This window comes from Haemophilus sp. SZY H53 (genome assembly GCF_054332375.1).
Genome location: NZ_JBTGNV010000008.1, coordinates 97,237 through 120,129, shown reverse-complemented (window position 1 = coordinate 120,129; position 22,893 = coordinate 97,237). Strand labels below are relative to the sequence as shown.

Annotated in this window: 22 protein-coding genes and 2 pseudogenes; 13 read left to right on the top strand and 11 right to left on the bottom strand. The window is 39.6% G+C overall.

The window, feature by feature from the left end:
* The first annotated feature begins 2 nt into the window (after positions 1-2).
* On the top strand, positions 3-263 hold the full coding sequence (locus ACXVWB_RS08705) for a hypothetical protein (protein ID WP_289902174.1): 261 nt from the start codon (positions 3-5) through the stop codon (positions 261-263).
* A 57-nt stretch (positions 264-320) separates the two neighbouring features.
* Positions 321-761 carry a GNAT family N-acetyltransferase gene (locus ACXVWB_RS08700; RefSeq protein WP_289902175.1) on the top strand — a complete coding sequence of 147 codons (441 nt, stop codon included), beginning with the start codon at positions 321-323 and terminating at the stop codon, positions 759-761.
* Positions 762-1,287: 526 nt separating this feature from the next.
* Here ACXVWB_RS08700 and ACXVWB_RS08695 read toward each other — a convergent pair.
* The 3 genes from ACXVWB_RS08695 to ACXVWB_RS08685 are packed head-to-tail and all read right to left on the bottom strand — an operon-like array spanning position 1,288 to position 4,751.
* Entirely contained in the window at positions 1,288-1,494 is a 207-nt protein-coding gene (locus ACXVWB_RS08695; protein ID WP_289902176.1) for a YnbE family lipoprotein, read from the bottom strand.
* Entirely contained in the window at positions 1,491-4,226 is a 2,736-nt protein-coding gene (locus tag ACXVWB_RS08690; RefSeq protein ID WP_289902177.1) for a YdbH family protein, read from the bottom strand. The genes ACXVWB_RS08695 and ACXVWB_RS08690 overlap by 4 nt, the downstream gene beginning before the upstream one ends.
* A 48-nt stretch (positions 4,227-4,274) precedes the next feature.
* Complete coding sequence (locus tag ACXVWB_RS08685; RefSeq protein WP_289902178.1) at positions 4,275-4,751, bottom strand: DMT family transporter; 477 nt, start codon at positions 4,749-4,751, stop codon at positions 4,275-4,277.
* Positions 4,752-4,884: 133 nt separating this feature from the next.
* Between ACXVWB_RS08685 and ACXVWB_RS08680 the strand changes: the two are divergent.
* A pseudogene (locus ACXVWB_RS08680) lies at positions 4,885-5,171 on the top strand (PTS sugar transporter subunit IIC); the annotation flags it as partial.
* A gap of 127 nt (positions 5,172-5,298) precedes the next feature.
* The gene (locus ACXVWB_RS08675; protein WP_128786839.1) at positions 5,299-5,844 is read left to right on the top strand and encodes a carboxymuconolactone decarboxylase family protein; all 546 of its coding nucleotides are present in this window, start codon (positions 5,299-5,301) and stop codon (positions 5,842-5,844) included.
* 89 nt (positions 5,845-5,933) lie between these two features.
* On the opposite strand, the gene ypfJ is transcribed toward ACXVWB_RS08675, so the two are convergent.
* On the bottom strand, positions 5,934-6,770 hold the full coding sequence (gene ypfJ, locus ACXVWB_RS08670) for a KPN_02809 family neutral zinc metallopeptidase (RefSeq protein WP_128786840.1): 837 nt from the start codon (positions 6,768-6,770) through the stop codon (positions 5,934-5,936).
* A gap of 177 nt (positions 6,771-6,947) precedes the next feature.
* On the opposite strand from ypfJ, the gene lysM reads away from it, so the two are divergent.
* From lysM to rplA, 8 genes are all read left to right on the top strand, one after another.
* A complete protein-coding gene (lysM, locus tag ACXVWB_RS08665) occupies positions 6,948-7,388 on the top strand; it encodes a peptidoglycan-binding protein LysM (protein ID WP_128786841.1) in 441 nt (146 codons plus the stop codon).
* A 213-nt stretch (positions 7,389-7,601) separates the two neighbouring features.
* A complete protein-coding gene (gene tig / locus ACXVWB_RS08660; protein ID WP_289902179.1) occupies positions 7,602-8,900 on the top strand; it encodes a trigger factor in 1,299 nt (432 codons plus the stop codon).
* Between the two features lie 145 nt (positions 8,901-9,045).
* Positions 9,046-9,627, top strand: coding sequence for an ATP-dependent Clp endopeptidase proteolytic subunit ClpP (clpP, locus tag ACXVWB_RS08655; protein WP_289902180.1), 582 nt, complete (start codon positions 9,046-9,048; stop codon positions 9,625-9,627).
* 9 nt (positions 9,628-9,636) lie between these two features.
* Positions 9,637-10,875, top strand: a complete 1,239-nt coding sequence (clpX, locus tag ACXVWB_RS08650) for an ATP-dependent protease ATP-binding subunit ClpX (RefSeq protein ID WP_289902181.1) — start codon at positions 9,637-9,639, stop codon at positions 10,873-10,875.
* A gap of 121 nt (positions 10,876-10,996) precedes the next feature.
* Positions 10,997-11,413, top strand: coding sequence for a preprotein translocase subunit SecE (gene secE / locus ACXVWB_RS08645; protein WP_289902182.1), 417 nt, complete (start codon positions 10,997-10,999; stop codon positions 11,411-11,413).
* 1 nt (position 11,414) lies between these two features.
* Positions 11,415-11,972 carry a transcription termination/antitermination protein NusG gene (gene nusG, locus ACXVWB_RS08640; protein ID WP_005695227.1) on the top strand — a complete coding sequence of 186 codons (558 nt, stop codon included), beginning with the start codon at positions 11,415-11,417 and terminating at the stop codon, positions 11,970-11,972.
* A gap of 170 nt (positions 11,973-12,142) precedes the next feature.
* The gene (gene rplK, locus ACXVWB_RS08635; RefSeq protein ID WP_014064251.1) at positions 12,143-12,571 is read left to right on the top strand and encodes a 50S ribosomal protein L11; all 429 of its coding nucleotides are present in this window, start codon (positions 12,143-12,145) and stop codon (positions 12,569-12,571) included.
* Positions 12,572-12,575: 4 nt separating this feature from the next.
* Entirely contained in the window at positions 12,576-13,265 is a 690-nt protein-coding gene (gene rplA, locus ACXVWB_RS08630) for a 50S ribosomal protein L1 (protein ID WP_005695230.1), read from the top strand.
* 155 nt (positions 13,266-13,420) lie between these two features.
* Here the strand turns inward: rplA and ACXVWB_RS08625 are convergent, their stop codons facing one another.
* The 6 genes and pseudogenes from ACXVWB_RS08625 to eno all read right to left on the bottom strand — a co-directional run bounded on the left by ACXVWB_RS08625 (position 13,421) and on the right by eno (position 18,962).
* Positions 13,421-14,566, bottom strand: a complete 1,146-nt coding sequence (locus ACXVWB_RS08625) for an iron-containing alcohol dehydrogenase (RefSeq protein WP_265469400.1) — start codon at positions 14,564-14,566, stop codon at positions 13,421-13,423.
* 48 nt (positions 14,567-14,614) lie between these two features.
* The gene (locus ACXVWB_RS08620) at positions 14,615-15,796 is read right to left on the bottom strand and encodes a glutathionylspermidine synthase family protein (RefSeq protein ID WP_289902183.1); all 1,182 of its coding nucleotides are present in this window, start codon (positions 15,794-15,796) and stop codon (positions 14,615-14,617) included.
* 2 nt (positions 15,797-15,798) lie between these two features.
* Positions 15,799-16,059: pseudogene (locus ACXVWB_RS08615) on the bottom strand (hypothetical protein); the annotation flags it as partial.
* 373 nt (positions 16,060-16,432) lie between these two features.
* Complete coding sequence (locus ACXVWB_RS08610; protein ID WP_289902184.1) at positions 16,433-17,140, bottom strand: HAD-IA family hydrolase; 708 nt, start codon at positions 17,138-17,140, stop codon at positions 16,433-16,435.
* Positions 17,141-17,148: 8 nt separating this feature from the next.
* Positions 17,149-17,568: a DUF2251 domain-containing protein gene (locus ACXVWB_RS08605; RefSeq protein WP_289902185.1), complete on the bottom strand. Its 420-nt coding sequence runs from the start codon at positions 17,566-17,568 to the stop codon at positions 17,149-17,151.
* 83 nt (positions 17,569-17,651) lie between these two features.
* A complete protein-coding gene (gene eno, locus ACXVWB_RS08600; protein ID WP_054420251.1) occupies positions 17,652-18,962 on the bottom strand; it encodes a phosphopyruvate hydratase in 1,311 nt (436 codons plus the stop codon).
* Positions 18,963-19,249: 287 nt separating this feature from the next.
* On the opposite strand from eno, the gene ACXVWB_RS08595 reads away from it, so the two are divergent.
* Positions 19,250-21,016 carry a DUF4153 domain-containing protein gene (locus ACXVWB_RS08595; protein WP_049357906.1) on the top strand — a complete coding sequence of 589 codons (1,767 nt, stop codon included), beginning with the start codon at positions 19,250-19,252 and terminating at the stop codon, positions 21,014-21,016.
* A gap of 84 nt (positions 21,017-21,100) precedes the next feature.
* Here the strand turns inward: ACXVWB_RS08595 and pyrG are convergent, their stop codons facing one another.
* Positions 21,101-22,738, bottom strand: coding sequence for a glutamine hydrolyzing CTP synthase (gene pyrG, locus ACXVWB_RS08590; RefSeq protein ID WP_065242715.1), 1,638 nt, complete (start codon positions 22,736-22,738; stop codon positions 21,101-21,103).
* Positions 22,739-22,893 lie beyond the last annotated feature (155 nt).

Sequence of the window (22,893 nt, the reverse complement as noted above, 5' to 3'; positions counted from 1 at the left end):
ATATGCTTAATGTTGCTTTATTTAACAAAAGAGCGAAACAGTGGCGTGAAGAGAATCCAGATCTAAGAGGTAATATGAGAGATTATGCAAGTCTGAATGAGTTACTTGTACTTGCCAATATGGAAAACTATAATGCGATTCTTATTGGAAAAGGTATGGAGCAAAAAGAAAGAATGAGGGAACTTAGAAAACTTGCTAGAACACAATTAATGTCACTGCAAAAACTTGGTGATAGTGGCATTAAAGGATTAGAAGGAAAGTAATAATAACTGTTAGTTTGTAATTGAATAAATAAATTTGAATTTGTGGAGGAAATCGAAATGTTTATTCGAAAATATATATCATCAGATTGTGAGCAACTGGCAGAGTTATTTTATCAAACTGTTCATACCGTAAATGCCAAAGACTATTCACAGGAACAGTTAGATGTTTGGGCAACAGGAAATGTTGATTTATGTGTTTGGAACAAATCTTTTTTAGAACATAATACGTTTGTAGCCATAGAAGATAATACTGTTGTAGGCTTTGGAGATATAGATAACACAGGCTACCTTGATAGATTGTTCGTACACAAGGATTATCAAAGACAAGGAATCGCAAGTGAGTTATGCAATAGGTTAGAAAATGGTTTTGTTAAAATCACAACGCACGCATCCATTACAGCAAAGCCGTTTTTCTTGCATAGAGGATATAGGTTGGTTAAGGAGCAACAAGTTATGAGAAACGGAATTTCCTTAACGAATTATGTGATGGAGAAATAATCAAATCCCAGTTTGTTACTGAGATAATACCGAGAGGAGACCGTGTTCATGAGTGCAACAGTGACTAATGCACCCAATCGTTATCATCGTGTGCAAATGAACACGGCATCGTTAAATTATGCACCCACTAAGGGGTGCACGTATTCATCGTTAAAAGGTGTAATCTAATGATTTAGGAGGAAATTGATTATAGTGATACTGAACAGCATCATCAAAGTTAAGCAGCTTATACATACTATTATCCCTTTGCGAATCAAAAAAACTAATTTTTGATTGATAAATTGCATTATCACTTATTTATGATTAACAAACAAGTTTGTGAATCAAATTTATGGAAAAATGATTCATAAGAGATTTTGTGATTCACTTCTGATTAACAAAAAGCTTGTAAATCAAAATCAATGAAAAATGATTGATAAAATTTGGGCTAGAATATTTACAAAAAGCATTTGGAAATCTAACCGCACTTTAAAAGAAAAAGGCCATCTGAAATCTAACATACAGATGGCCTTTTTAATTGATTCAATTATTTCTTCGAAGAATCAACTTCGCTCACAGCTTTTTGAGATTTCTCATCCATTTCCACTTTAATATTGTGGTCCACCACCACATTCATATTAATGGTGATACCTTCCTTTGGGGTGTCCAATTGAATGGTCGGAGTGCAAGCTATAAGTGTAAACATTGCCGCCAAAATAAAAAAGTGCGGTTGAAATTTAAAGTGTTTTATCATTTGTCTTTGTCTAATTGCTTATAAAGTTTATATTGCAGATTTTGTTCAAATTGCGAGCCATAGTCAATCATATTCCACAATTCAAACATATTTTCTTGGTGCGTATAATTTAACGTTATCGGATTATTGGTTCGCTTGGTTGGATTAAATCCGCTAATACTAGCACGCAATGTCATTTGCCCTTTCGGATCGAGCGTCACCGCCGCATGGGAATTTTGCAGTTCCATTTCTTTTAATAAATCCACCAAAATATTTTCTGTCCAACCGCCTTTTTTCAGCCCTTTCACCATTTCATCGGTTAATTTGATGGATACATTTCCCACTTGTTCCAATGTGCCATTACAAATCAAACATTCCTTATGTCCCAGCCAAAATGGCAGGGTCGCATTGGCGCGGCCGGTTAAGGTTACTTGGTTATATTGTGCCAAGGCTAACACTTGGGCTAAATCAATATTAGTAAATGAAAGTGTCGCCATTTTACTTTGTGGGAAAGTGAGCTGAGGCACCGTCAATACGCCATCAAATAAGGAAACTTTCACATTTCTCAAAGTAAGCGGATTTTTCATGGTGTTCGGATAACGCCCAAACAAATCCAATTCCCCATTTGCGACAGAAAGCGCGCCATAGCGAATATTTTGAGTCGAAATATGGATCGGTTTACCCGAAGCCACTTGCAATGCCGAGTTTTCATAATTCATCGGGAAGCGAATATTCAAGCCATAAATCTCACCATCTGGCATAGTAATTTTGCCATTTTTAAGATTCAGCTCCCCCTTCATCTTCATGCCATTGTCATTGATTGCGAATTCACTTTGTCCTTTAATGCTGCCCTCATGAATTATCCAATTCCATTGTTGAGGGAAAAGTGATTGGAACACTTTTGCGGATTGTTCTTTCCAGCTAATTTCGCCTGAAAGTGCACTATTCTGATATACACCCAAGACATCTAAAGGCCCAAGCGAACCAGCCTTTAAATCACCTGCAAAATTGAAGTTACTGATACTCTTACCATCAATACCTAAGCCGAAAACAGGCGAAACAAAACGGCCGCCATAAGCCAGTTCAATCCAATCTGTTTTCGCTTGCAACAAACCTCGAATATGCCCTTCTTCATAATCCCAACGGAGTCGATCTTTAAGTTCCAATGAAAGTGGTGCCATTTTTACCTCTTTCATTTTCACTTCTTTAGAATGGGCAGAAAGTTGATTTAATTCAATATGATCGGATTCCCAAAAGCCTTTACCTTCCATTTTGACTGGTGTATTTAAAGATTTCCAGTTTGCACTGCCATTGATTGTCCAATCCCAACGGTTTGTCGCTTGTTTCTCTACCGACTGCAACTTATGTTCTTCATCCCTCAAGTCAAACACCGTTTTAATACCCGCAATAAACTCATGGGCATTTCCATCTAATTTTAAATCGAGATTTTCAAACTGTGGTGTCGTGCCCTTTAATGTTGCGAGCAAACGCCCTTCCAAGCCATAACGACCGATAATAATGTCATCTAACGGTAAACGAACATGCAATTTGGTATCTGGCTGAACAGTATCCATTTTAAAGACGGAACCCGGATAAAAATACACCACTGGATGGGTGAAGAGCCCGCCAAGATGATAGGTTAAATTGGTTTGCGCCACGGTTGCGTTATAACGTAAATCCCCGCGTGTTTTCAGCTCAAAATCCAATTCATTATTGTCATCGCCACCACCGATTTCACCATTTTTGCCTGAAATCACGATCTCCCCTTTGCCCATTTCACCAAAGGTTTGTAGGATCACGTTCATATCAATGCTCAATGGCAATAAGCCTTCTGCAGCACGGTGAATAGATAACCCAAGGAAGCCTTTGACCGGTTGATAGCTATCGAAGGTCCAATAAAATTTCCCCCATGAAATATCCAAGCCGTCTTTGGTGAACACAAAAGGCACATCCAACAATAGTGAATTAGTTGTTAAATCTTGGGCATTTAATTGGCCATCTGCCCCTTGCCACGACACTTTTGCCTCGCCTTTGGTTACAGCCAGTTCAGGGTTATTCCAATTGAATAAAACATTTCCTTGTTGAGGGAGTTGAGAAAGATCAGGATCAAAATTCGCAGAGAAATGAAGATCGTAGGTTTTATCATCTGTTTGTTTGATGTTCGTACTGCCCGCCCATTGGAAAATACCATCTTTTGGCGTGACAGTCGATTGATGATGAAGCTCAAGTCCGTCATTATTGGCTTGCGCTTCAAGTGCTAATTGGTTGCCGTTATAGTTTGCGTCTAACGCCCAATCAGCCGATAAGAAAGGTTTTAAAGCCTCTTGTGTTAAGGCTTCGGCATTCGTTAATTGAAAGTGTTTAACATTAACATGAGAAATCGGCAATGCTGCCCAAAGTGCGGTCAAATTTGGCGGTGTTTTTTCAGCATTATCATTGGGTAAATGAGTTAAACAATCATAATTCAAGCTCGCCTTTTCAACATCAAGACTATGCGTATTCCACCAAGTCACCTGAGTATTATTCAGGTTCACAAGCGTACAGTGGTCGGTTTTCACTTTTAGCTCTGACAGCGTTAAACCTGTTGTTTCCCATTGCCAGTCATCGGCTAATTCAATGTGATAATGCGGTGCTAAAAAATGATTGGTGAGTTGCGCTACACGTTTTGGGGTCGCAAAAACGCGTACTAAGCCAACGCTTACTACAATCAACAGCAACAAAATAATCAACGCCCACAGGCAACGCTTTCGCATAGATTCCCCAATTACGCGATTAATCAATAAATAGAGACGTATTCTATCCTATCTCGCCCCAAATAGCTCAACCAACTTATCTCCAAAGAAATAAAATACTAATCCAAAGCCAACAATAATTAATCCAATAAATTTTGTGATATTTACTTCTCGAATCGGCATACCGATAAGACCAAAATGATCGATAGTGGCAGCCGTAATTAATTGCCCGATGATGATAAAAAATAACATCGCAGTAATCCCTAATTTAGGTGCAAGCAAAACGGTTGTGAACACGACAACAGCGCCAAGCACCCCACCAATTAATTTCCACCAAGGTTGTGATGGAATCGTGGATAAATTGCCCCATAAATCAGTTTTAGCCAAGGCGATAAAAAAGAGAAAAATCGTGCCTACCGCAAAAGAAATAAAGGTAGCAATCACCGCTTCACCACTCATGGCTTTCGCTAATTGCGTATTAATGGCTGATTGCGTCGCGAGTGCGACACCTGCTGCTAAAGCGATAATGAGATAAACAAAAAACATTAAAACTCCAAAGATAAAATTTAGCTTATTTTAACTGTTTCTTATTTGGAGCGAAATGCTTTCTATTCAGCAAAAATTATTTCAAAATCAACCGCACTTTGCGCTTAATTTATAAATACCTCAAAAATTCATTATGACAACAATGGAAATTATTTTAGTCACACTCATTGCCGCCATTTGCGGTATGGGGAGTGTATTGGACGAACGTCAAACTCATCGTCTCCAGTGGCCGCGGCAGGTCAAGTATTAACTATCTTCGTGCGTACTTTAATCATCTTCCTTCAACACAAAGCCGATGATTTTGCCGCAAAAGCGAACTTCCGTGGCATTGAATTCTGTCACTTCAGCGGTCTTGCATTACAAGCGTTACGTGTGGCGATTCCAACCTTCTTCGTTGCGTTAGTAGCAGGTACAGATACGGCAGCATAGCGACGCCAAAATAATCATAACTTTTGGCTATATGAAATAAGCTTTTCTTCTTTTTATTATTTAAGTTAGAAAGGTATTATCAAACGGAAATTTATGATTTATCCCGTAGGAGTAGTTTATGTCTCAATTTAAAATTCACACCATTGAATCAGCCCCTGAAGCAGCACAAGAAACTTTAAAAGCCGTACAAAATGCTAATGGTTTTATTCCAAATTTAATTGGTGTTCTCGCGAATGCCCCTACTGCACTTGAAACTTATCGCACTGTCGGTGGTATTAATGGTCGTAACAGCTTAACCGCAACAGAACGCGAAGTGGTGCAAATTACTGCTGCGGTAGTCAATGGTTGTGGCTTCTGTGTAGCAGGCCACACGAAGATCGCTTTAAAAGTATTAAAACTTGAAGAAGAGCTTGTAAACCAAATTCGTGCGACAGCTCGTATTGAAAGTGATAAAAAACTGGATACTTTAGCACGTTTCACCCTTGCCGTTATTTTGCAAAAAGCAAAATTAACTGAAGCGCAGCTTAAAGCATTCTTTGATGCAGGTTATACTCAAGAAAATGCTATTGATGTGATTTTAGGTGTCAGCCTCGCCACATTATGCAACTATGTGAACAACATCGCTGAAACACCAATCAACCCTGAATTACAGGCATTTGCATAATCAAGACAATAATAAAAGTGTGGCTCAAAATGATCTGCACTTTTTTTATGCTGAAATAAAAAGGTTGATATGAATCAGCCTTAAAGATCTTATTGGTTAAAGGTATTACACATAGAAGGGTTAGCGCTTTGCAAGCCTTTTCTGAACCATTCTAGACGTTGTGCCGATGTACCATGAGTGAAACTATCCGGTACCACATAACCTTGGTTGCGTTTTTGTAAACGGTCATCGCCCACAGCTTCTGCTGCATTAAATGCTTTCTCTTCATCGCCGCGTTCAAATAAACCACTTTTCACCGCTTGGCTCGCCCAAACACCGGCGAAACAGTCAGCTTGAAGTTCTAATTGAACAGAAAGTCGATTTGCAGTTTTGCGATCGCTGCTTTGTTGTGCGCGATTCACTTGCGGCAGGATACCAAGCATATTTTGCACATGGTGACCGACTTCGTGCGCAATTACATAAGCAAAGGCTGAATCACCTGCTGCACCCAGTTTATTTTTCATTTCATTATAGAATGATAAATCAAGGTAAACTTTGCGATCGCTTGGACAGTAGAATGGGCCCATTGCAGATTGACCCGTACCACAAGCGGTTGGGGTTACGCCATTGTAAAGCACCATGGTTGGCTCGCTATAGGTTTTACCCATTTGTCTAAAATATTGTCCCCAAACGGTTTCAGTATCCGCTAATACAACTTTAGAAAGACTCGCAAGCTGCTGTTCTTCTTGGGTTTCTAATCGTTGAGAGCTTTGTCCTGAAAAATCCGGTGTGCCCACTAAGCCTGAAAGATCCACGCCATAATAAGCACCAACTAATAAGATAATAATACCGAAAACACCAGTGCCTCTTCCTCCACCGAAGTTACCGCCGCCAGAGCCACGTCTATCTTCAATATTTGAGCTTTCTTTACGACCTTGCCAACGCATAATTTGTCCTTGCTGAGTGAGTAAATTGAAAATCGGCGTATTCTATCAAAGTGCGGTCAATTTTAGATCAGTTTTCTTGGAATATTTACATAGCTTTACACTCTGGTTTATAGACTTCTTAAGGGAATTTCAGTATCGTAATAATCCCTTAAACAAACATACAAAAGGAACGTTAAAATGGGTTTATTTGATTTTGTCAGTGACATCGGTAAGAAAATTTTTTCTAAAGAAGAAGAGGCGTCTAAAGCTGTGACTCAACACATTGCAGAAGACAATCCAGGCGTAGAAAACTTATCTGTTACCGTTGAAAATGGTGTAGCCAATATCCAAGGTGTGGCATCAACTGCAGCAGCATTAGAAAAAGCAGTATTAATGGCGGGTAACATTCAAGGTATCCACTCAGTAACAAGCGATGCAAGCATCAATAACGGTGAAACCTTAAGCAGTGATGAAACATTCTATGTAATCCAAAAAGGTGACACTTTGTGGAAAATCGCTGAGAAAGCTTACGGAAATGGCGCGAAATATACCGCTATCGTTGAAGCGAACAAAGAAGTGATTAAAGATGCGGATAAGATTTTCCCAGGTCAAAAAATTCGTTTACCGAAAGGTTTATAATTCGATAAAAAGTGCGGTTATTTTTGACCGCACTTTTTTCTTTATTCAAAATTGTTGATAAATTGTGCAATTTTAGCCGGTTTTCTATTGATTTTTCCGGTTTCTATCGACTGTTTGATTTTCTTTCGCTATAATTTGGCGGTTTTTTATTTTTACAAACAATAACGTGTTCGGTGTGGTTTTTACCGAGTGCAACATTAATTGAGGTTACAAATGTCATTAAATATTGAAATAACTCAAGGTTTAGAGCGTCGTGTGACGATCACCGTTCCAGCTGAAGCTGTAGAAAAAGCAACTCGTGAAGAATTTAAACGTGCAGCAAAAAATGTACGTGTTGATGGTTTCCGTAAAGGTCATGTGCCAGCTCACATCATTGAACAACGTTTTGGCGCATCAATCCGCCAAGATGTATTAAACGATTTATTACCACGTCATTTTTTTGATGCAGTAATCGCTGAGAAAATCAACATTGCAGGTCGTCCAACTTTCGCTATCGAAACGTTCGAACCTGGTAAAGATTTATCATTCACTGCAACTTTCGAAGTGTACCCAGAAGTTGAATTAAAAGGCTTAGAAAACATCAAAGTTGAGAAACCAACTGTTGAAATCACTGAAGCTGATATCGATAAAATGATCGATGTATTACGTAAACAACAAGCGACTTGGGCTGAAAGCAAAGCTGCAGCGAAAGCAGATTCACGCGTAACAATCGACTTCGTTGGTTCAGTAGATGGCGAAGAATTCGAAGGCGGTAAAGCAACTGATTTCGTTCTATTCATGGGCCAAGGTCGTATGATCCCTGGTTTTGAAGAGGGCATCGTAGACCACAAAGCAGGGGAACAATTCGATATCAATGTGACTTTCCCAGCAGAATATCATTCTGAAAACTTAAAAGGTAAAGATGCAAAATTTGCGATCACCTTGAAAAAAGTAGAAGAAATGGAATTACCTGAATTAACAGATGAGTTCGTTGCCAAATTTGGTCCAAACACCAAAACTGTGGCAGATTTACGTGCAGAAATCCGTAAAAACATGGAACGTGAATTGAAAAACGCGTTAGTTTCTCGTGTTAAACAACAAGTCATCAACGGTTTAATCGAACAAAACCCAATTGATGTTCCAGCTTCTGCAGTAGAAGAAGAAATCAACGTATTACGTAACCAAGCCGCACAACGCTTCGGTGGCAATGCACAACAAGCTGCACAATTACCACGCGAATTATTTGAAGCTGATGCAAAACGTCGTGTTCAAGTCGGTTTATTATTCTCTGAAGTGATCAAATCAAACGAATTGAAAGCGGATGAAGAACGTGCGAAAGCAATGATCGCGGATATCGCTTCTGCTTACGAACAACCCGCTGAAGTAGTTGAATATTACAGCAAAAATGAAGAGTTAATGAACAACATTCGCAATGTAGTATTAGAAGAACAAGCAGTTGATGCCGTTCTTGCTAAAGCTCAAGTGACTGAAAAAGCGTCTTCATTTGATGAGATCATGAATCCACAAGCATAATAATTGATAGCACGTGAATTAAATTCACAGGTATATCATCGAAAAGTGCGGTCGTTTTTTTCAATGAAAAGCGACCGCATTTTTGTTTTTACTGATTTTCGGGTAGAATATTGCCCGATTTTTTAGCACATATTTAGGGGCAAAAATGAGTGTAATTCCTATGGTTGTCGAACAAACCTCTCGTGGTGAACGTTCGTATGACATTTATTCCCGCCTATTAAAAGAGCGCGTGATCTTTTTGAGTGGTGAAGTAGAAGATCGTATGGCAAATTTGATCGTGGCACAGCTACTTTTCTTAGAATCAGAAGATCCGAAAAAAGATATCAATATTTATATTAACTCACCAGGCGGTTCAGTGACTGCGGGTATGGCAATTTACGATACCATGCAATTTATTAAACCAGATGTGCGTACTCTTTGCATTGGCCAAGCTTGCTCAATGGGCGCATTTTTACTTGCAGGAGGCGCAGCAGGAAAACGAGCTGCATTACCGAATGCACGAGTGATGATTCACCAACCGTTAGGTGGTTTCCGTGGACAAGCATCAGATATTCAGATTCACGCACAAGAGATTCTTAAAATTAAGCATACTTTAAACGAGCGCCTTGCTTTCCATACTGGTCAAAACATCGAGCGTATCGAAAAAGACACTGATCGTGACAACTTTATGTCGGCGGAAGAAGCAAAAGCTTACGGCTTAGTGGACGATGTGTTGATGAAACGTTAAGGATTTAACATGACAACAAATGATAACGATCTTCACTGTTCTTTCTGCGGAAGAGAAAAAAGTGAAGTAGGTAAATTAATTGCAGGTACAGAGGGTTATATTTGTAACGAGTGTATCGAGCTTTGCCACAGTATGTTGGAAGACAGTGGAGAAATCAAAACACCTAGCGAACTAGCAGTTGAAGAAAAATTACCGACACCGCACGAAATTCGTGCTCACTTAGACGATTATGTGATTGGACAAGATTATGCGAAAAAAGTCTTGTCAGTGGCGGTTTACAATCACTATAAACGCTTACGTACGAACCACCAAAGCAATGATGTGGAATTAGGTAAAAGTAACATCTTGTTAATCGGTCCAACAGGTAGTGGTAAAACCTTATTAGCTCAAACTTTGGCGCGCCGTTTAAATGTACCTTTTGCTATGGCTGATGCGACGACGTTAACTGAAGCTGGTTATGTGGGCGAAGACGTGGAAAACGTGCTGCAAAAATTATTGCAAAACTGCGATTACGATACGGAAAAAGCAGAGCAGGGCATTATCTATATTGATGAAATTGATAAAATCAGCCGTAAATCAGAAGGTGCGTCTATTACTCGTGATGTATCTGGCGAAGGTGTGCAACAAGCCTTGTTAAAATTAATTGAAGGCACTATCGCATCTGTACCGCCACAAGGTGGACGTAAACACCCTCAACAAGAAATGTTGAAAGTGGATACCTCAAAAATCCTCTTTATTTGTGGTGGGGCATTTGCCGGCTTAGATAAAATTATCGGTAAGCGTACACAAACTGACACCGGGATTGGTTTTGATGCGAAAGTAGAGAAAGAAGAAGAGAAAGAAAATCTTTCTGAATTATTCCGCCAAGTTGAGCCGGATGATTTAATGAAATTCGGTTTGATTCCAGAATTTATTGGTCGTCTTCCAATGATTGCGCCATTAAGCGAATTAGATGAAGAGGCGTTAATTCAGATCCTGACTCAACCAAAAAATGCACTGACCAAACAATATCAAGCATTATTTGGCTTAGAAGATGTGGAGCTTGAATTCACCCCAGAAGCATTAAAAGCGATGGCGAAAAAAGCCCTTGAACGTAAAACCGGTGCACGTGGTTTACGCTCAATCGTTGAGGCTGTGTTGTTAGATACGATGTATGATTTACCTTCAATCGAAAACTTGCAAAAAGTGATTGTGGATGAAGAAACTATCGTTGATAACAAACCACCGAAGCTCGAATATAAAAACTAATAGAAAGTGCGGTTGTTTTTTCTAACATTTTTCATAGGCAATCCCGAAAGAAAATGCTACAATCGCACGTTCTAAAATTAATCTAAAAATTATTTATCCCTTATTTTATACGGATTCACTTATGGCAACTGAAATTGTTGAGAAAAAGAAACACGACCAAGAACAAGTCGTAGAAGGAAAATCAAAAGGCTTAAATACGTTTCTTTGGATTCTTTCTGTGGCATTTTTTACTGCTGCAGCGATTGGTAACGTTTATTTTAAAGACGCCTTCTCTTTACCTGTACGTGTAGTTGGCGTAGTTGTCGCTTTATTAATTGCCTTTGGTTTAGCTGCAATTACTAATCAAGGTACAAAAGCTCGTACATTCTTTAGCGAAGCAAAAGTTGAAGGTCGTAAAGTGGTATGGCCCACTCGTGCAGAAACACGTCAAACAACTTTAATCGTTATTGGGGTAACCGTGCTTACCTCTTTATTCTTCTGGGCAATAGATTCAATTATCATTGCATTGATTAACTTCTTAACCGATTTGAGATTCTAAAATGAGCGAAACTGAAAACGTATCCAAAAAACGTTGGTATGTATTGCAAGCATTCTCAGGCTTTGAGAGTCGTGTTGCAATCACATTGCGTGAATATATCAAACAACAACAAATGGAAGATCAGTTTGGTGAAGTGTTAGTGCCGACTGAAGAAGTTGTTGAAAATGTTGCGGGTAAGCGCCGTAAAAGCGAACGTAAATTCTTCCCCGGCTATGTATTAGTTGAAATGGCAATGAATGATGACACATGGCACTTAGTGAAAAGCGTACCACGTGTAATGGGCTTTATCGGTGGTACACCAGATAAGCCTGCGCCAATTTCTAAACGTGAAGCAGATTTAATTTTAAATCGTTTAGAGCAAAGTGCTGAAAAACCACGTCATCGTAAAGAATATCAACCAGGTGAAGAAGTGCGTGTGACAGAAGGTCCATTTGCTGACTTTAATGGTACGGTTGAAGAAGTGGATTACGAAAAAGGTCGCTTAAAAGTGTCTGTATCTATCTTCGGTCGTGCAACACCCGTTGAGCTTGAATTTGGTCAAGTAGAAAAAACACGTTAATTTCCCTTTACCAAAATAAGAAATTTAATGGCCGCACTTAAAAATAAAGTGCGGTTGTTTTTCGAGTAGTTTTTCTGCTTGAAATTTCGAGGCTGATTAATTAAAATACAGCCTTTCATTAACAGGGGAGCCGATTTCGGCGTTATCACCCATTTAGAGGAAACTAAAAAATGGCAAAAAAAGTCCAAGCATACGTTAAGTTGCAAGTTGCAGCGGGTATGGCAAACCCATCACCACCAGTTGGTCCTGCATTAGGTCAACAAGGTGTGAACATCATGGAATTCTGTAAAGCATTCAACGCTCGTACTGAGAGCTTAGAAAAAGGTTTACCGATTCCGGTTGTTATCACTGTATATGCAGACCGTTCATTCACTTTCATTACTAAAACTCCACCAGCAGCAGTATTATTGAAAAAAGCTGCAGGTATCAAATCTGGTTCTGGTAAACCGAACAAAGATAAAGTGGGTAAAGTAACTTTAGATCAAGTTCGTCAAATCGCTGAAACTAAAGCAGCAGATATGACTGGTGCGACTATCGAAACTAAAATGAAATCAATTGCTGGTACTGCTCGCTCAATGGGCTTAGTGGTGGAGGAATAATACGATGGCTAAATTGACTAAAAAAATGAAAGCAATCAAAGCTGGCGTAGATTCTACTAAAGCATACGAAATCAACGAAGCAATTGCGTTATTAAAACAATTCGCAACGGCTAAATTCGTTGAAAGTGTTGACGTTGCAGTAAACTTAGGTATCGATCCTCGTAAATCAGACCAAAACGTTCGTGGTGCAACTGTATTACCACACGGTACAGGTCGTGAAGTACGCGTAGCTGTGTTCACCCAAGGTGCTAACGCAGATGCAGCTAAAGAAGCTGGCGCTGATTTAGTCGGTATGGAAGATTTAGCAGAGCAAATCAAAAAAGGCGAAATGAACTTTGACGTTGTTATCGCTTCTCCTGATGCAATGCGTGTTGTTGGTCAATTAGGTCAAGTATTAGGCCCACGTGGTTTAATGCCAAACCCTAAAGTTGGTACCGTAACACCAAACGTTGCTGAAGCAGTTAAAAATGCTAAATCTGGTCAGATCCGTTATCGTAATGATAAAAACGGTATCATCCACACAACAATTGGTAAAGCAAACTTCTCTGAAGTTCAATTAAAAGAAAACCTTCAAGCATTATTGGCTGCTTTAAACAAAGCAAAACCAACTACTGCAAAAGGTATCTTTATCAAGAAAGTAAGCATCTCTACAACTATGGGTGCTGGTGTGGCTGTTGATCAAGCTTCACTATAATTAAGCGTTAAAACTTAATTCAAATTAACCGCACTTTGGGTAACTAAAGTGCGGTTATTTTTTACATGCTTTTCAATAAGTGAAATGTTGAGAATATAAAAAGAGCGCTCAAATTTCATTATATTTTGAATTTGACCGCTCTTTCTTATGAGAGATTACTTCGCTAAAGCGAAAATTGCTTCAATAGCTTCTTTGGTATAAATCTTATCCATTTTCGCCTTAATCGCAGTTTGAACCGCATTATCAACAATTTCAGCTAAGGTTTTATCATCAATGTTAAGTTGTTCAAGGCGGGTTGGTGTACCGATTTTATCAAACCAAGCTTTTAAGGCTTGAATACCCTCTTCAGCCTTATCTAAGCCAAATATTTCTTTAGCAAAGCGTTTGAATTGAGCAGGTCTTTGAGATTGATACCATTGCATCCACGCAGTCATAATTACAGAGAGCCCTGCGCCATGGGGTACATCTGAAATCGCACTCATGGAATGCTCAATCATATGATTTGGGAAACCGTAAGGTGAGATACCTAAATGCGTTAAACCGTTCAACGCCAGTGTAGCCGCCCAGGCAAATTCGCCACGCGCATTGAGATCTTGTGGATCATTGAGCAAGATTTCAGTCGTACGAATAACAGTTTTAATATTGCTTTCTACTAAGAAATCAATAATTTCAGGACGATATTCAGCTGTGAAATAGGCTTCAATAGAATGAGCAATAATATCTGCGGCAGAATACACTAAATAATCACGACTGACGGTCGCTTGCAATTTCGGGTTAATGACAGATACTTTTGGGAATAAATGATTGCTGTGAATTGAATATTTTTGCTGTGTTTCTTCATTGGTAATGACGGCTCCCCAGTTCATTTCACTGCCTGTTGCCGCAAGGGTGATTACATCGAAAATCATTAATGCTTTTTGCACCGGTGTGCCTTTAAAAAAGTCCCAAGTATCACCCTCATAGCACGCACCCGCTGCGATCGCTTTCGCACTATCAAGGCAAGAGCCACCACCGATACTCAACACGCTGTCAGCTCCAAAGTCTTTCGCCATTGCAACGGCTTCACGAACTTTACTGATTGTCGGGTTGCTTTTTACGCCACCACATTCAATGTATTCAATGCCATGTTCACGTAAGCTTTTCGCCACATCTTCAAATAAACCGGATTGTTTGACACGTTCACTACCATAGATAATTAAGGCCTTTTTTGCACCGTATTCATGCATATATTTACCCATCTCTTTTTCTTTATCGAGACCAAATTCAATGCGAGTAGGGTTTTGAAAACTAAATGGATACATATTTATCTCCTTATTATCTGTTAAGTGCGGTCAGTTTTTGCGTTGTTTTTATTCCACAAAGTAATGCGGAATGAAGTGACTATCATTGCCAGTAACTGGGGTAAAATCTTCTCTCAATCCAATGCCACAAGCCACATCACCCACTACCCAAGAACCAATCATAGGGTACATGCCATCAAAATTTGGCAGTTCAAATTTTTGTTGATAGATGTAACCAGCTTGATCGTAAAAGGCTGAATGTTCGCTACCTTTGGCGGCAAATTCCAGACCATTACGTTTTTCATAGTAAGAAACATTGGCGCCTTCACGACCTAACGTCGGTTTTTTCACCCATATTGATTGGCGATCGGTAATATCATGTTTACTAAAGTAAGCGGGTAGTAATAAAGGGTGGTTTGGATGTTTTTGCCACAATTTCTCTAATAGCACTTTATTACTTAATAGTAATTTCCACGCGGGTTCAATAAAAGTGGTGGATGAATTAAGCATGTGTGGTGCATATTCTGTCGTAGTCATCCATTCAAGCGGATAGAGCTTAAATAAACAATCAATAGGTTGATTATTCAGATCGAGGAATTGCTGACTGTCTTTATCGTAGCCAACATCTTCAATGGCAAGTTGATGAATATGCCAACCTGCGTTGTAAGCCACATCCGCCAAGTAATCGATATTGCCCCAATCTTCACGGCCCGCTTCTTGCATGGCACTAAAATGGAAATCGTTTAGCCCTGTTTGCTGTTGAATAAACTGAAAGCGATTGAGTAATTCTTCGTGAATCCAATTGAATTGGTCACGATGTGCTAAGCCTTCAATTTGCTCTAACCATTGCCATTGCACCACAGCAGCTTCAAGCAGGGAAGTAGGGGTGTCGGCATTGTATTCAAACATTTTGAGGTTTTCGCCGTCATAACCAAAATCAAAACGGCCATATAAGTGCGGTACGTTTTTAGCCCATGTTTGTTCAATCAGATTTTTCTGTAAATCGGTGAAGCGATAATGGGCATAATCACCTTGTTTAATTTCATCGGCAACAAAATCCATACACATTGCATGCAATTCGTTGGTAGCATCTTCAATGTGATCGATTTCAGCTAAGGTAAATTCATACGCTACATTATCCGACCAATAATGCGAGCCATCAGAGGAAGGCAGATTATAGTAATCAAAGCCCACATCTAATAATTGTTGCACCATATCGGGGCGAGTGGGAAAACCGGTGATTCGTTTCATATTTAACCGCCTGAGCTACGGCTGCTGCTTGAATTTGAGCTTTTAAAGCCACCGCGTGAAACTGGTTTGCTGTAAGTGCTGCCTGCATTACCTTTCACTAATACAGGTTTACCGACGGAACGATTAGTTTGCGGTTGAATAACTTGGCCCGTTGGCGTTGAAACGGCACGGTTACTTGGATTGTAGCTTGGACCTAAAAATGAGCCCATCGTACGCGCGATCATATAACCCATTGCGGCACCTGCAATCGCACTGCCCATACTACCGTGTCCTTCTCCTGTTGCAGAACTCGTGTGGCTTGTTCCCTCAGAACCGCTTGAGTTGCCAGAGTGAGTTGCGCCATCTGGATTTAAGGTTTGTTTGACGGTCTGATTGTCTTCTGACCATTCACTATTATTGCTTGGACGTGTATTTAAATTGCCCGAGAGAGAGGAGCCAGATCCAGCATGTGTAGTTGTGCTGCTGTTATTTTCATTAGATTGGTCAGCTTCGCATAATTCAATTTTTTGCCAATCAGCTAAACAATCCTCAAGGCTGTTATAAACATCACGTTGAACTTGCTCTTCTGAGCAGCCGCCCAATAAAGCCACAATAGAAAGGCTGACGAGAACTTGATTTTTCTTTTTTATCATAGGGTTAAAGTGTTAATAATTCAGTTAAATGATTGATTTCTAATGTAGGCAAAACACTTGCTTCAGTAAATGAATTGAGAGCTTTGCCTGATAAATTAATCCATACAGCTTGGCAGCCAGCTTGAATGGCGCCTTGAACATCCGTGGTTAAGTTATCACCAATATGTAAAATTTCACTCGGTTTTATGCCAAAATGATCGGCGGTTTGGTGGAACAAATCTTGATGAGGTTTCGCTCTGCCTTGCTCTCCTCCACGTAAACTCAGTTGAAAGTGTTCAAATCCAATACGTGTTGCAATCACATTGCCGTTAGTAATTACGCTTAGCAGGTAGCGATCTTTCAGTTGATTCAGCACTTCAATGCTTTCTGCGGGTACATCAATTTTATGCCGCCATTCAATAAATTCTTCCATAGCGATGGCCAAAGTGCGGTCAATTTCAACCGCACTTTTACTATGATGCGCCAGTAAGTGTCGTAACGTTTCGACCCGCCAGGCGATCACATCTTCAGCAATCAAGGGATCTTTCTCCGCCAGTTGCCATTTCCATTCTCGCCAATATTCTGAGGTAAGTTCACTCAGTTGCGCGTATTCTTGCACACATTGAAGAAAGCGTTCTTCGGCTAAACGAATGACATTACTATTATCGTAAAGGGTGTCATCAAGATCAAAACTCATGATCTTGAAAGACTGAAGACCGCGGTAAAATCGCATAGTTAATCCTATTTAATGGTATTCACACCAAGCCATGCGGTCGCACGTTCATTGGTGATTTCTTCGTGTGTCCACATGCTCATTAAGTCAGGCTGAGGATGTTTGTTAGTGTTATAGCCGATCAAATGAGCAAAATCAAATACGGCATGTGGATAGTCGTTAATGAGCAATAAGGCTAAATAACCGCTTTCATCCCAGCAGATTTCTAATTTACGTGCTTCGTGGTGATTGCGTGTGTTATCGACGTTATAAACATGTAAGCAATCGACAACAGGCTGCGCATTTTGACGCATATCTAATGCATAAAAATAGCCGGTTTCACCGTCATCTTCAAACATCACCGCCAGGTGATCATGCACAGTCGAGTGTGTGCCGACTTGTTTTGGTTGACCGAGAAAAAGTTGATCTTCGAGGGTTAAGTGTAACATTTTCTTTCCTTTAAATATTAGATAGAAAAACACCGCACTTTTATGCAAAGTGCGGTGCTATTTTACATTAAATTAAGCAAAAATTATGCTTGACCTTTAACCGCTTTTAAACCTAAGAACGGAGCTGGTGTGCCAGCACGTTCTAATGCTTCTTCGATACGGATTAATTGGTTGTATTTCGCAATACGGTCAGAACGGCTCATAGAACCAGTTTTGATTTGACCTGCTGCTGTACCAACCGCTAAATCAGCGATAGTCGCATCTTCGGTTTCACCTGAACGGTGAGAGATAACCGCAGTGTAACCTGCATCTTTAGCCATTTTAATTGCCGCTAAAGTTTCAGTTAAAGAACCGATTTGGTTGAATTTGATTAAGATAGAGTTTGCGATACCTTTTTCGATACCTTCTTTTAAGATTTTGGTGTTAGTGACGAATAAGTCGTCGCCCACTAATTGAACGCGATCGCCTAACACTTTAGTTTGGTATGCAAAACCTTCCCAGTCAGATTCATCTTGACCATCTTCGATAGACACGATTGGGTATTGTTTGGTTAATTCTTCAAGATAGTGTGTGAACTCCTGAGAAGTGAATGAACGGCCTTCGCCTTTCATTTCGTATTTGCCAGTTTCTTTGTTGTAGAACTCAGAAGATGCACAGTCCATTGCTAAAGTGACGTCTTTACCTAATACATAACCTGCTTTTTCTACAGCTTCTTTGATACATGCTAAAGCGTCTGCGTTAGATGCTAAGTTAGGTGCAAAACCACCTTCATCACCTACAGCAGTGCTCATGCCCTTAGATTTTAATACTTTCGCAAGGTTGTGGAATACTTCTGCACCGATACGAAGTGCTTCACGTAACGTTTTCGCGCCAACTGGTTGAATCATGAATTCTTGGATATCAACGTTGTTATCTGCGTGTTCACCACCGTTGATGATGTTCATCATTGGTAATGGCATAGAGTAAACGCCTGGCGTGCCGTTAAGTTCTGCGATGTAAGCGTAAAGAGGTAAACCTTTAGACGCTGCAGCGGCTTTTGCGTTTGCTAAAGATACCGCTAAGATTGCGTTTGCACCGAAGTTAGATTTGTTTTCAGTACCGTCTAAATCGATCATGATTTGGTCGATTTCAGCTTGGTTAGACGCTTCTTTACCCACTAATGCATCTGCGATAGGACCGTTTACTGCAGCAACCGCTTTTAATACACCTTTACCTAAGAAACGAGATTTGTCGCCGTCACGTAATTCTAATGCTTCACGAGAACCGGTAGATGCACCTGATGGAGCAGCTGCTAAACCAACGAAACCACCTTCAAGATGAACTTCAGCTTCTACAGTTGGGTTACCACGAGAGTCGATGATTTCACGACCAATGACTTTAACGATTTTTGCCATTTTGTTTTCCTCTGTTTAAAGTTAATTAAAATTAGTTAGGCGAACCTAAAGTGGCAATATAATAAAGCAAATTTAGAAATTTGTCTTGGAAAAATGATCGCACTTTGATCTGTATCTTATTTTTTAATTAAGTGCGGTAAGTTTTTATCTCTTTTTCGCCAATTATTTCTTTTATTTCAGTGGAATTGCCTTCAAAAGTTGGTTACAGTTGCACGAAATTTCGTATTATTTTACGAACAATTATTTATTCTTAATTGAGACTTTGTTGCATTGAAAAAGGAATCATTATGTCTCTTTCGACTTTTTTTCAGCAAACCAAAACACAAATAAAATCAGTGATATCTACCCATCCGATCGAAATATTCATGATTGCTGCGTTTGCTCTTGGAATTTGGTTTGTAGATATGAATTCAGAAAAAGATCATTTAGCTTATTGGCTATTTGAGCCGATGCTGCTTGCCTTTATTTATTTATCTCGCCCATATTCTTGGTATCGTTTTTCATGGATTGTGCCTCTCATTACTGTTTTCACCATTTGGCAAGTGAATGATAATGCTGATTTTTATTGCTATAGCCCTAAGTTTTGGGGCGCAAATTTTATTGCGTTACTGATGTTATTAGGGTTTCCATTTGAAAAAAATAATCAAGGGTTTACCTACCGTAATTTTATCAATCTATTCCATCTTGGCTTAGCAACGGCAGTATGGTTATTGGTATTTGGATTAATAGCGGCTATTTTATTTACGATTACAACACTCTTTAATATAGCGTTTTCTGATAGTTTCTATAGTCACGTTTATATGTCTTTAGGCATTTTTACTCAGCCACTGTTTTTCTTAGTATTCCAACAGCGCCAAGTTAAATCGGAAATGACGTTAAATCGCATTTTTGACATTTTAGTTAATTTCGTATTAGCACCAGCATTGATTATTTTCACTGTGTTGCTTTATGCTTATGTTGTTCAAATTATTTTTGAAGGCGTATTACCAAAAGGCATGCTGGCGAATATTTCCTTGCCTTACCTGCTTGGTGGTTTAGGCGTATATGCATTACGTTCTATTTGTGCTAAAGCCAGCTGGGAAACTTTCTTTAAGTTCTATCCATATCTTGCTATTGTGTCAATCGTGTTGCTATGGCTGGCGATTGATCGCCGTATTAGTGCCTATGCTTGGACGGAACAGCGTATTTATTTAGTGGCTTTGGCTACGGCGATTACGATTGCTTATGCGATCCTGATTGTGCCAAAAGCACGTCAATACCGGCTGATTTCTGGAGTTGTAATGGTGGCAATTTTTGCCATGACTTGGGTGGTGAGTCCGAAAGAAATTGCTTATCAAAGCCAAACGGAACGTTTTGAACAGTTATTAACAAAACTAAATTTATCTGATGGACAAGGAAAAATTCGTGATGATGTAGATTTTGTAGAGCGTTTAGAGAATATGCCGAAGAGCGAGCTTAAAGATTGGGAAGAATTAGATAGTGTATCAGACTATTTGCTTTACAGTATAGAGCTAGACTCTTCTGTGGAAGATGCTTATCAAGAAAGACGAGAGGTATTTAAGAAGCAATATGGTGAAAAATCGAAAGAACTTTTGGCATTCAATATTTATCGTGATGAGATCCGCATCAATGAGCGAATAATTAGCGACCGAAAAACAACAGTGGGATTTGAATGGAAATCAATTGATGTCACGCCGTATAAAAAATGGATTCATGTACCGATGCCTGGATTTGCTCGTACAGAGATTCAGACTTATATGAAATCTGATGAAAAAGCGGATAAGCACAAAGAGAAGCCAGAGGTTTGCTTTGTTGAAGATCATGACAGATATTGTACGAATATGGATGAACATATTCACAAAGTATTCAAAGAACATCAGCTAGACCCGATGAAAAAAATCTCTCAAGCTGAATTTAAATCGCTTAGCCAAGATTTATTAAAAATTGATAGACCAAGCTTTACGATTTATTTGAGTGAGCTTGATATGCAATTTAGTCAAGAAAAAGGCTATTACTACAAGGAATTAACCGTCGAAGCTATTTTCGATAAATAGACCATATATAAAAAGTGATCTGGACCCAAAGTAGGTGTCCCGATTTTGGGGTGCAGATCACTTGTTTATGGAATTATCAGTAAATTACTTTTCAGTTTTTAACTGATTTTCTCTGGCTGCTTTGACAAAGCCTTCAAATAATGGGTGACCATCACGTGGCGTTGAGGTAAATTCTGGGTGGAATTGACATGCCACAAACCATGGGTGGTTTGGTACTTCGATGATTTCCACTAATTTACGATCAGCCGATAAACCTGTCACTTTAAGACCCGCTTTTTCAATTTGTGGAAGCAGGTTATTGTTCACTTCATAACGGTGACGGTGACGTTCTTCAATCGTTTCTTTGCCATATAATGCACGCGCTTTTGAGCCTTCAATTAAATGGCATTGCTGTGCCCCTAAACGCATCGTGCCACCGAGATCTGAATTGTCGTCACGAGTTTCAATGTGGCCTTCCGCATCTTGCCATTCTGTAATCAAACCAACTACTGGTTGTTCGCAGTTACGATCAAATTCAGATGAGTTGGCTTTTTCAAGACCAGCAACGTTGCGCGCGTATTCGATTAACGCAATTTGCATCCCTAAACAAATACCGAGGTAAGGAATATTGTTTTCACGCGCATATTTTGCTGTCAAAATTTTACCTTCTACACCGCGATAGCCAAAGCCGCCAGGTACTAAAATACCATCTACGCCTTTTAATACGTCAGTGCCTTTGGTTTCAACATCTTGAGAATCAATGTATTTGATATGAACACTTAAACGGTTTTTCAAGCCTGCATGTTTTAAGGCTTCATTCACTGATTTATAAGCATCAGGTAATTCAATGTATTTACCAACCATACCGATGGTCACATCGCCCACAGGGTTGGCTTCTTGATAAAGCACTTGTTCCCATTCAGAAAGATCGGCTTCAGGACAGTCTAAGTGGAAACGTTGACAAATGAATTCATCTAAACCTTGTGATTTCAATAACGCCGGAATTTGGTAGATTGAATTCACATCTTTTAATGAGATGACCGCACGTTCTGGTACGTTACAGAATAAGGCGATTTTTGCACGCTCGTTTGGTGGAATCATGCGATCTGAACGGCAGATAAGCACATCCGGTTGAATACCAATTGAAAGTAATTCTTTTACAGAATGTTGTGTCGGTTTGGTTTTTACTTCGCCTGCAGTTGGGATATATGGCACTAATGTTAAGTGCATAAAGAGAGTATGCTCACGGCCCACTTGTACGGCAAGTTGACGAAGGGCTTCTAAGAATGGAAGTGATTCAATATCACCCACTGTTCCGCCCACTTCCACGATTACCACATCATGGCCTTGTGCACCGGCAATCACACGATCTTTGATTTCATTGGTGATGTGTGGAATAACTTGAATTGTCGCACCTAAATAATCACCACGACGCTCTTTGCGTAATACTTCAGAATAAATTTTACCTGTGGTGAAGTTGTTGCGTTTGGTCATTTTGGTACGAATAAAACGCTCGTAGTGACCTAAGTCTAAATCGGTTTCCGCCCCGTCTTGTGTCACGAACACTTCGCCGTGTTGGGTTGGGCTCATTGTACCCGGATCCACGTTGATGTAAGGGTCTAATTTCATAATAGTCACGTTTAAGCCACGTGCTTCTAAAATGGCTGCCAATGATGCTGCAGCAATACCTTTACCTAACGATGAAACCACACCGCCTGTGACGAAAATATAATTTGTAGCCATAGTGAGAGACCTAAAAATGTTGGGATAAAAATGATTATAGCCAATCATCTTTTATGCAAATTTCTGCAGGATGCTGAAAAGTGCGGTCAAAAATAAAAGAAAAAGATGACTAGCTATCAAGACGGGAGGATAGTCTACCTTATTTATTGAGTTAA

What these genes read in the sequence shown, in the direction of transcription:
- ACXVWB_RS08705 (WP_289902174.1), top strand. Translation starts at nt 3, where the DNA reads ATGCTTAATGTTGCTTTATTTAACAAAAGAGCGAAACAGTGGCGTGAA.
- ACXVWB_RS08700 (WP_289902175.1), top strand. Translation starts at nt 321, where the DNA reads ATGTTTATTCGAAAATATATATCATCAGATTGTGAGCAACTGGCAGAG.
- ACXVWB_RS08695 (WP_289902176.1), bottom strand. Translation starts at nt 1,494, where the DNA reads ATGATAAAACACTTTAAATTTCAACCGCACTTTTTTATTTTGGCGGCA.
- ACXVWB_RS08690 (WP_289902177.1), bottom strand. Translation starts at nt 4,226, where the DNA reads ATGCGAAAGCGTTGCCTGTGGGCGTTGATTATTTTGTTGCTGTTGATT.
- ACXVWB_RS08685 (WP_289902178.1), bottom strand. Translation starts at nt 4,751, where the DNA reads ATGTTTTTTGTTTATCTCATTATCGCTTTAGCAGCAGGTGTCGCACTC.
- ACXVWB_RS08675 (WP_128786839.1), top strand. Translation starts at nt 5,299, where the DNA reads ATGTCTCAATTTAAAATTCACACCATTGAATCAGCCCCTGAAGCAGCA.
- ypfJ (WP_128786840.1), bottom strand. Translation starts at nt 6,770, where the DNA reads ATGCGTTGGCAAGGTCGTAAAGAAAGCTCAAATATTGAAGATAGACGT.
- lysM (WP_128786841.1), top strand. Translation starts at nt 6,948, where the DNA reads ATGGGTTTATTTGATTTTGTCAGTGACATCGGTAAGAAAATTTTTTCT.
- tig (WP_289902179.1), top strand. Translation starts at nt 7,602, where the DNA reads ATGTCATTAAATATTGAAATAACTCAAGGTTTAGAGCGTCGTGTGACG.
- clpP (WP_289902180.1), top strand. Translation starts at nt 9,046, where the DNA reads ATGAGTGTAATTCCTATGGTTGTCGAACAAACCTCTCGTGGTGAACGT.
- clpX (WP_289902181.1), top strand. Translation starts at nt 9,637, where the DNA reads ATGACAACAAATGATAACGATCTTCACTGTTCTTTCTGCGGAAGAGAA.
- secE (WP_289902182.1), top strand. Translation starts at nt 10,997, where the DNA reads ATGGCAACTGAAATTGTTGAGAAAAAGAAACACGACCAAGAACAAGTC.
- nusG (WP_005695227.1), top strand. Translation starts at nt 11,415, where the DNA reads ATGAGCGAAACTGAAAACGTATCCAAAAAACGTTGGTATGTATTGCAA.
- rplK (WP_014064251.1), top strand. Translation starts at nt 12,143, where the DNA reads ATGGCAAAAAAAGTCCAAGCATACGTTAAGTTGCAAGTTGCAGCGGGT.
- rplA (WP_005695230.1), top strand. Translation starts at nt 12,576, where the DNA reads ATGGCTAAATTGACTAAAAAAATGAAAGCAATCAAAGCTGGCGTAGAT.
- ACXVWB_RS08625 (WP_265469400.1), bottom strand. Translation starts at nt 14,566, where the DNA reads ATGTATCCATTTAGTTTTCAAAACCCTACTCGCATTGAATTTGGTCTC.
- ACXVWB_RS08620 (WP_289902183.1), bottom strand. Translation starts at nt 15,796, where the DNA reads ATGAAACGAATCACCGGTTTTCCCACTCGCCCCGATATGGTGCAACAA.
- ACXVWB_RS08610 (WP_289902184.1), bottom strand. Translation starts at nt 17,140, where the DNA reads ATGCGATTTTACCGCGGTCTTCAGTCTTTCAAGATCATGAGTTTTGAT.
- ACXVWB_RS08605 (WP_289902185.1), bottom strand. Translation starts at nt 17,568, where the DNA reads ATGTTACACTTAACCCTCGAAGATCAACTTTTTCTCGGTCAACCAAAA.
- eno (WP_054420251.1), bottom strand. Translation starts at nt 18,962, where the DNA reads ATGGCAAAAATCGTTAAAGTCATTGGTCGTGAAATCATCGACTCTCGT.
- ACXVWB_RS08595 (WP_049357906.1), top strand. Translation starts at nt 19,250, where the DNA reads ATGTCTCTTTCGACTTTTTTTCAGCAAACCAAAACACAAATAAAATCA.
- pyrG (WP_065242715.1), bottom strand. Translation starts at nt 22,738, where the DNA reads ATGGCTACAAATTATATTTTCGTCACAGGCGGTGTGGTTTCATCGTTA.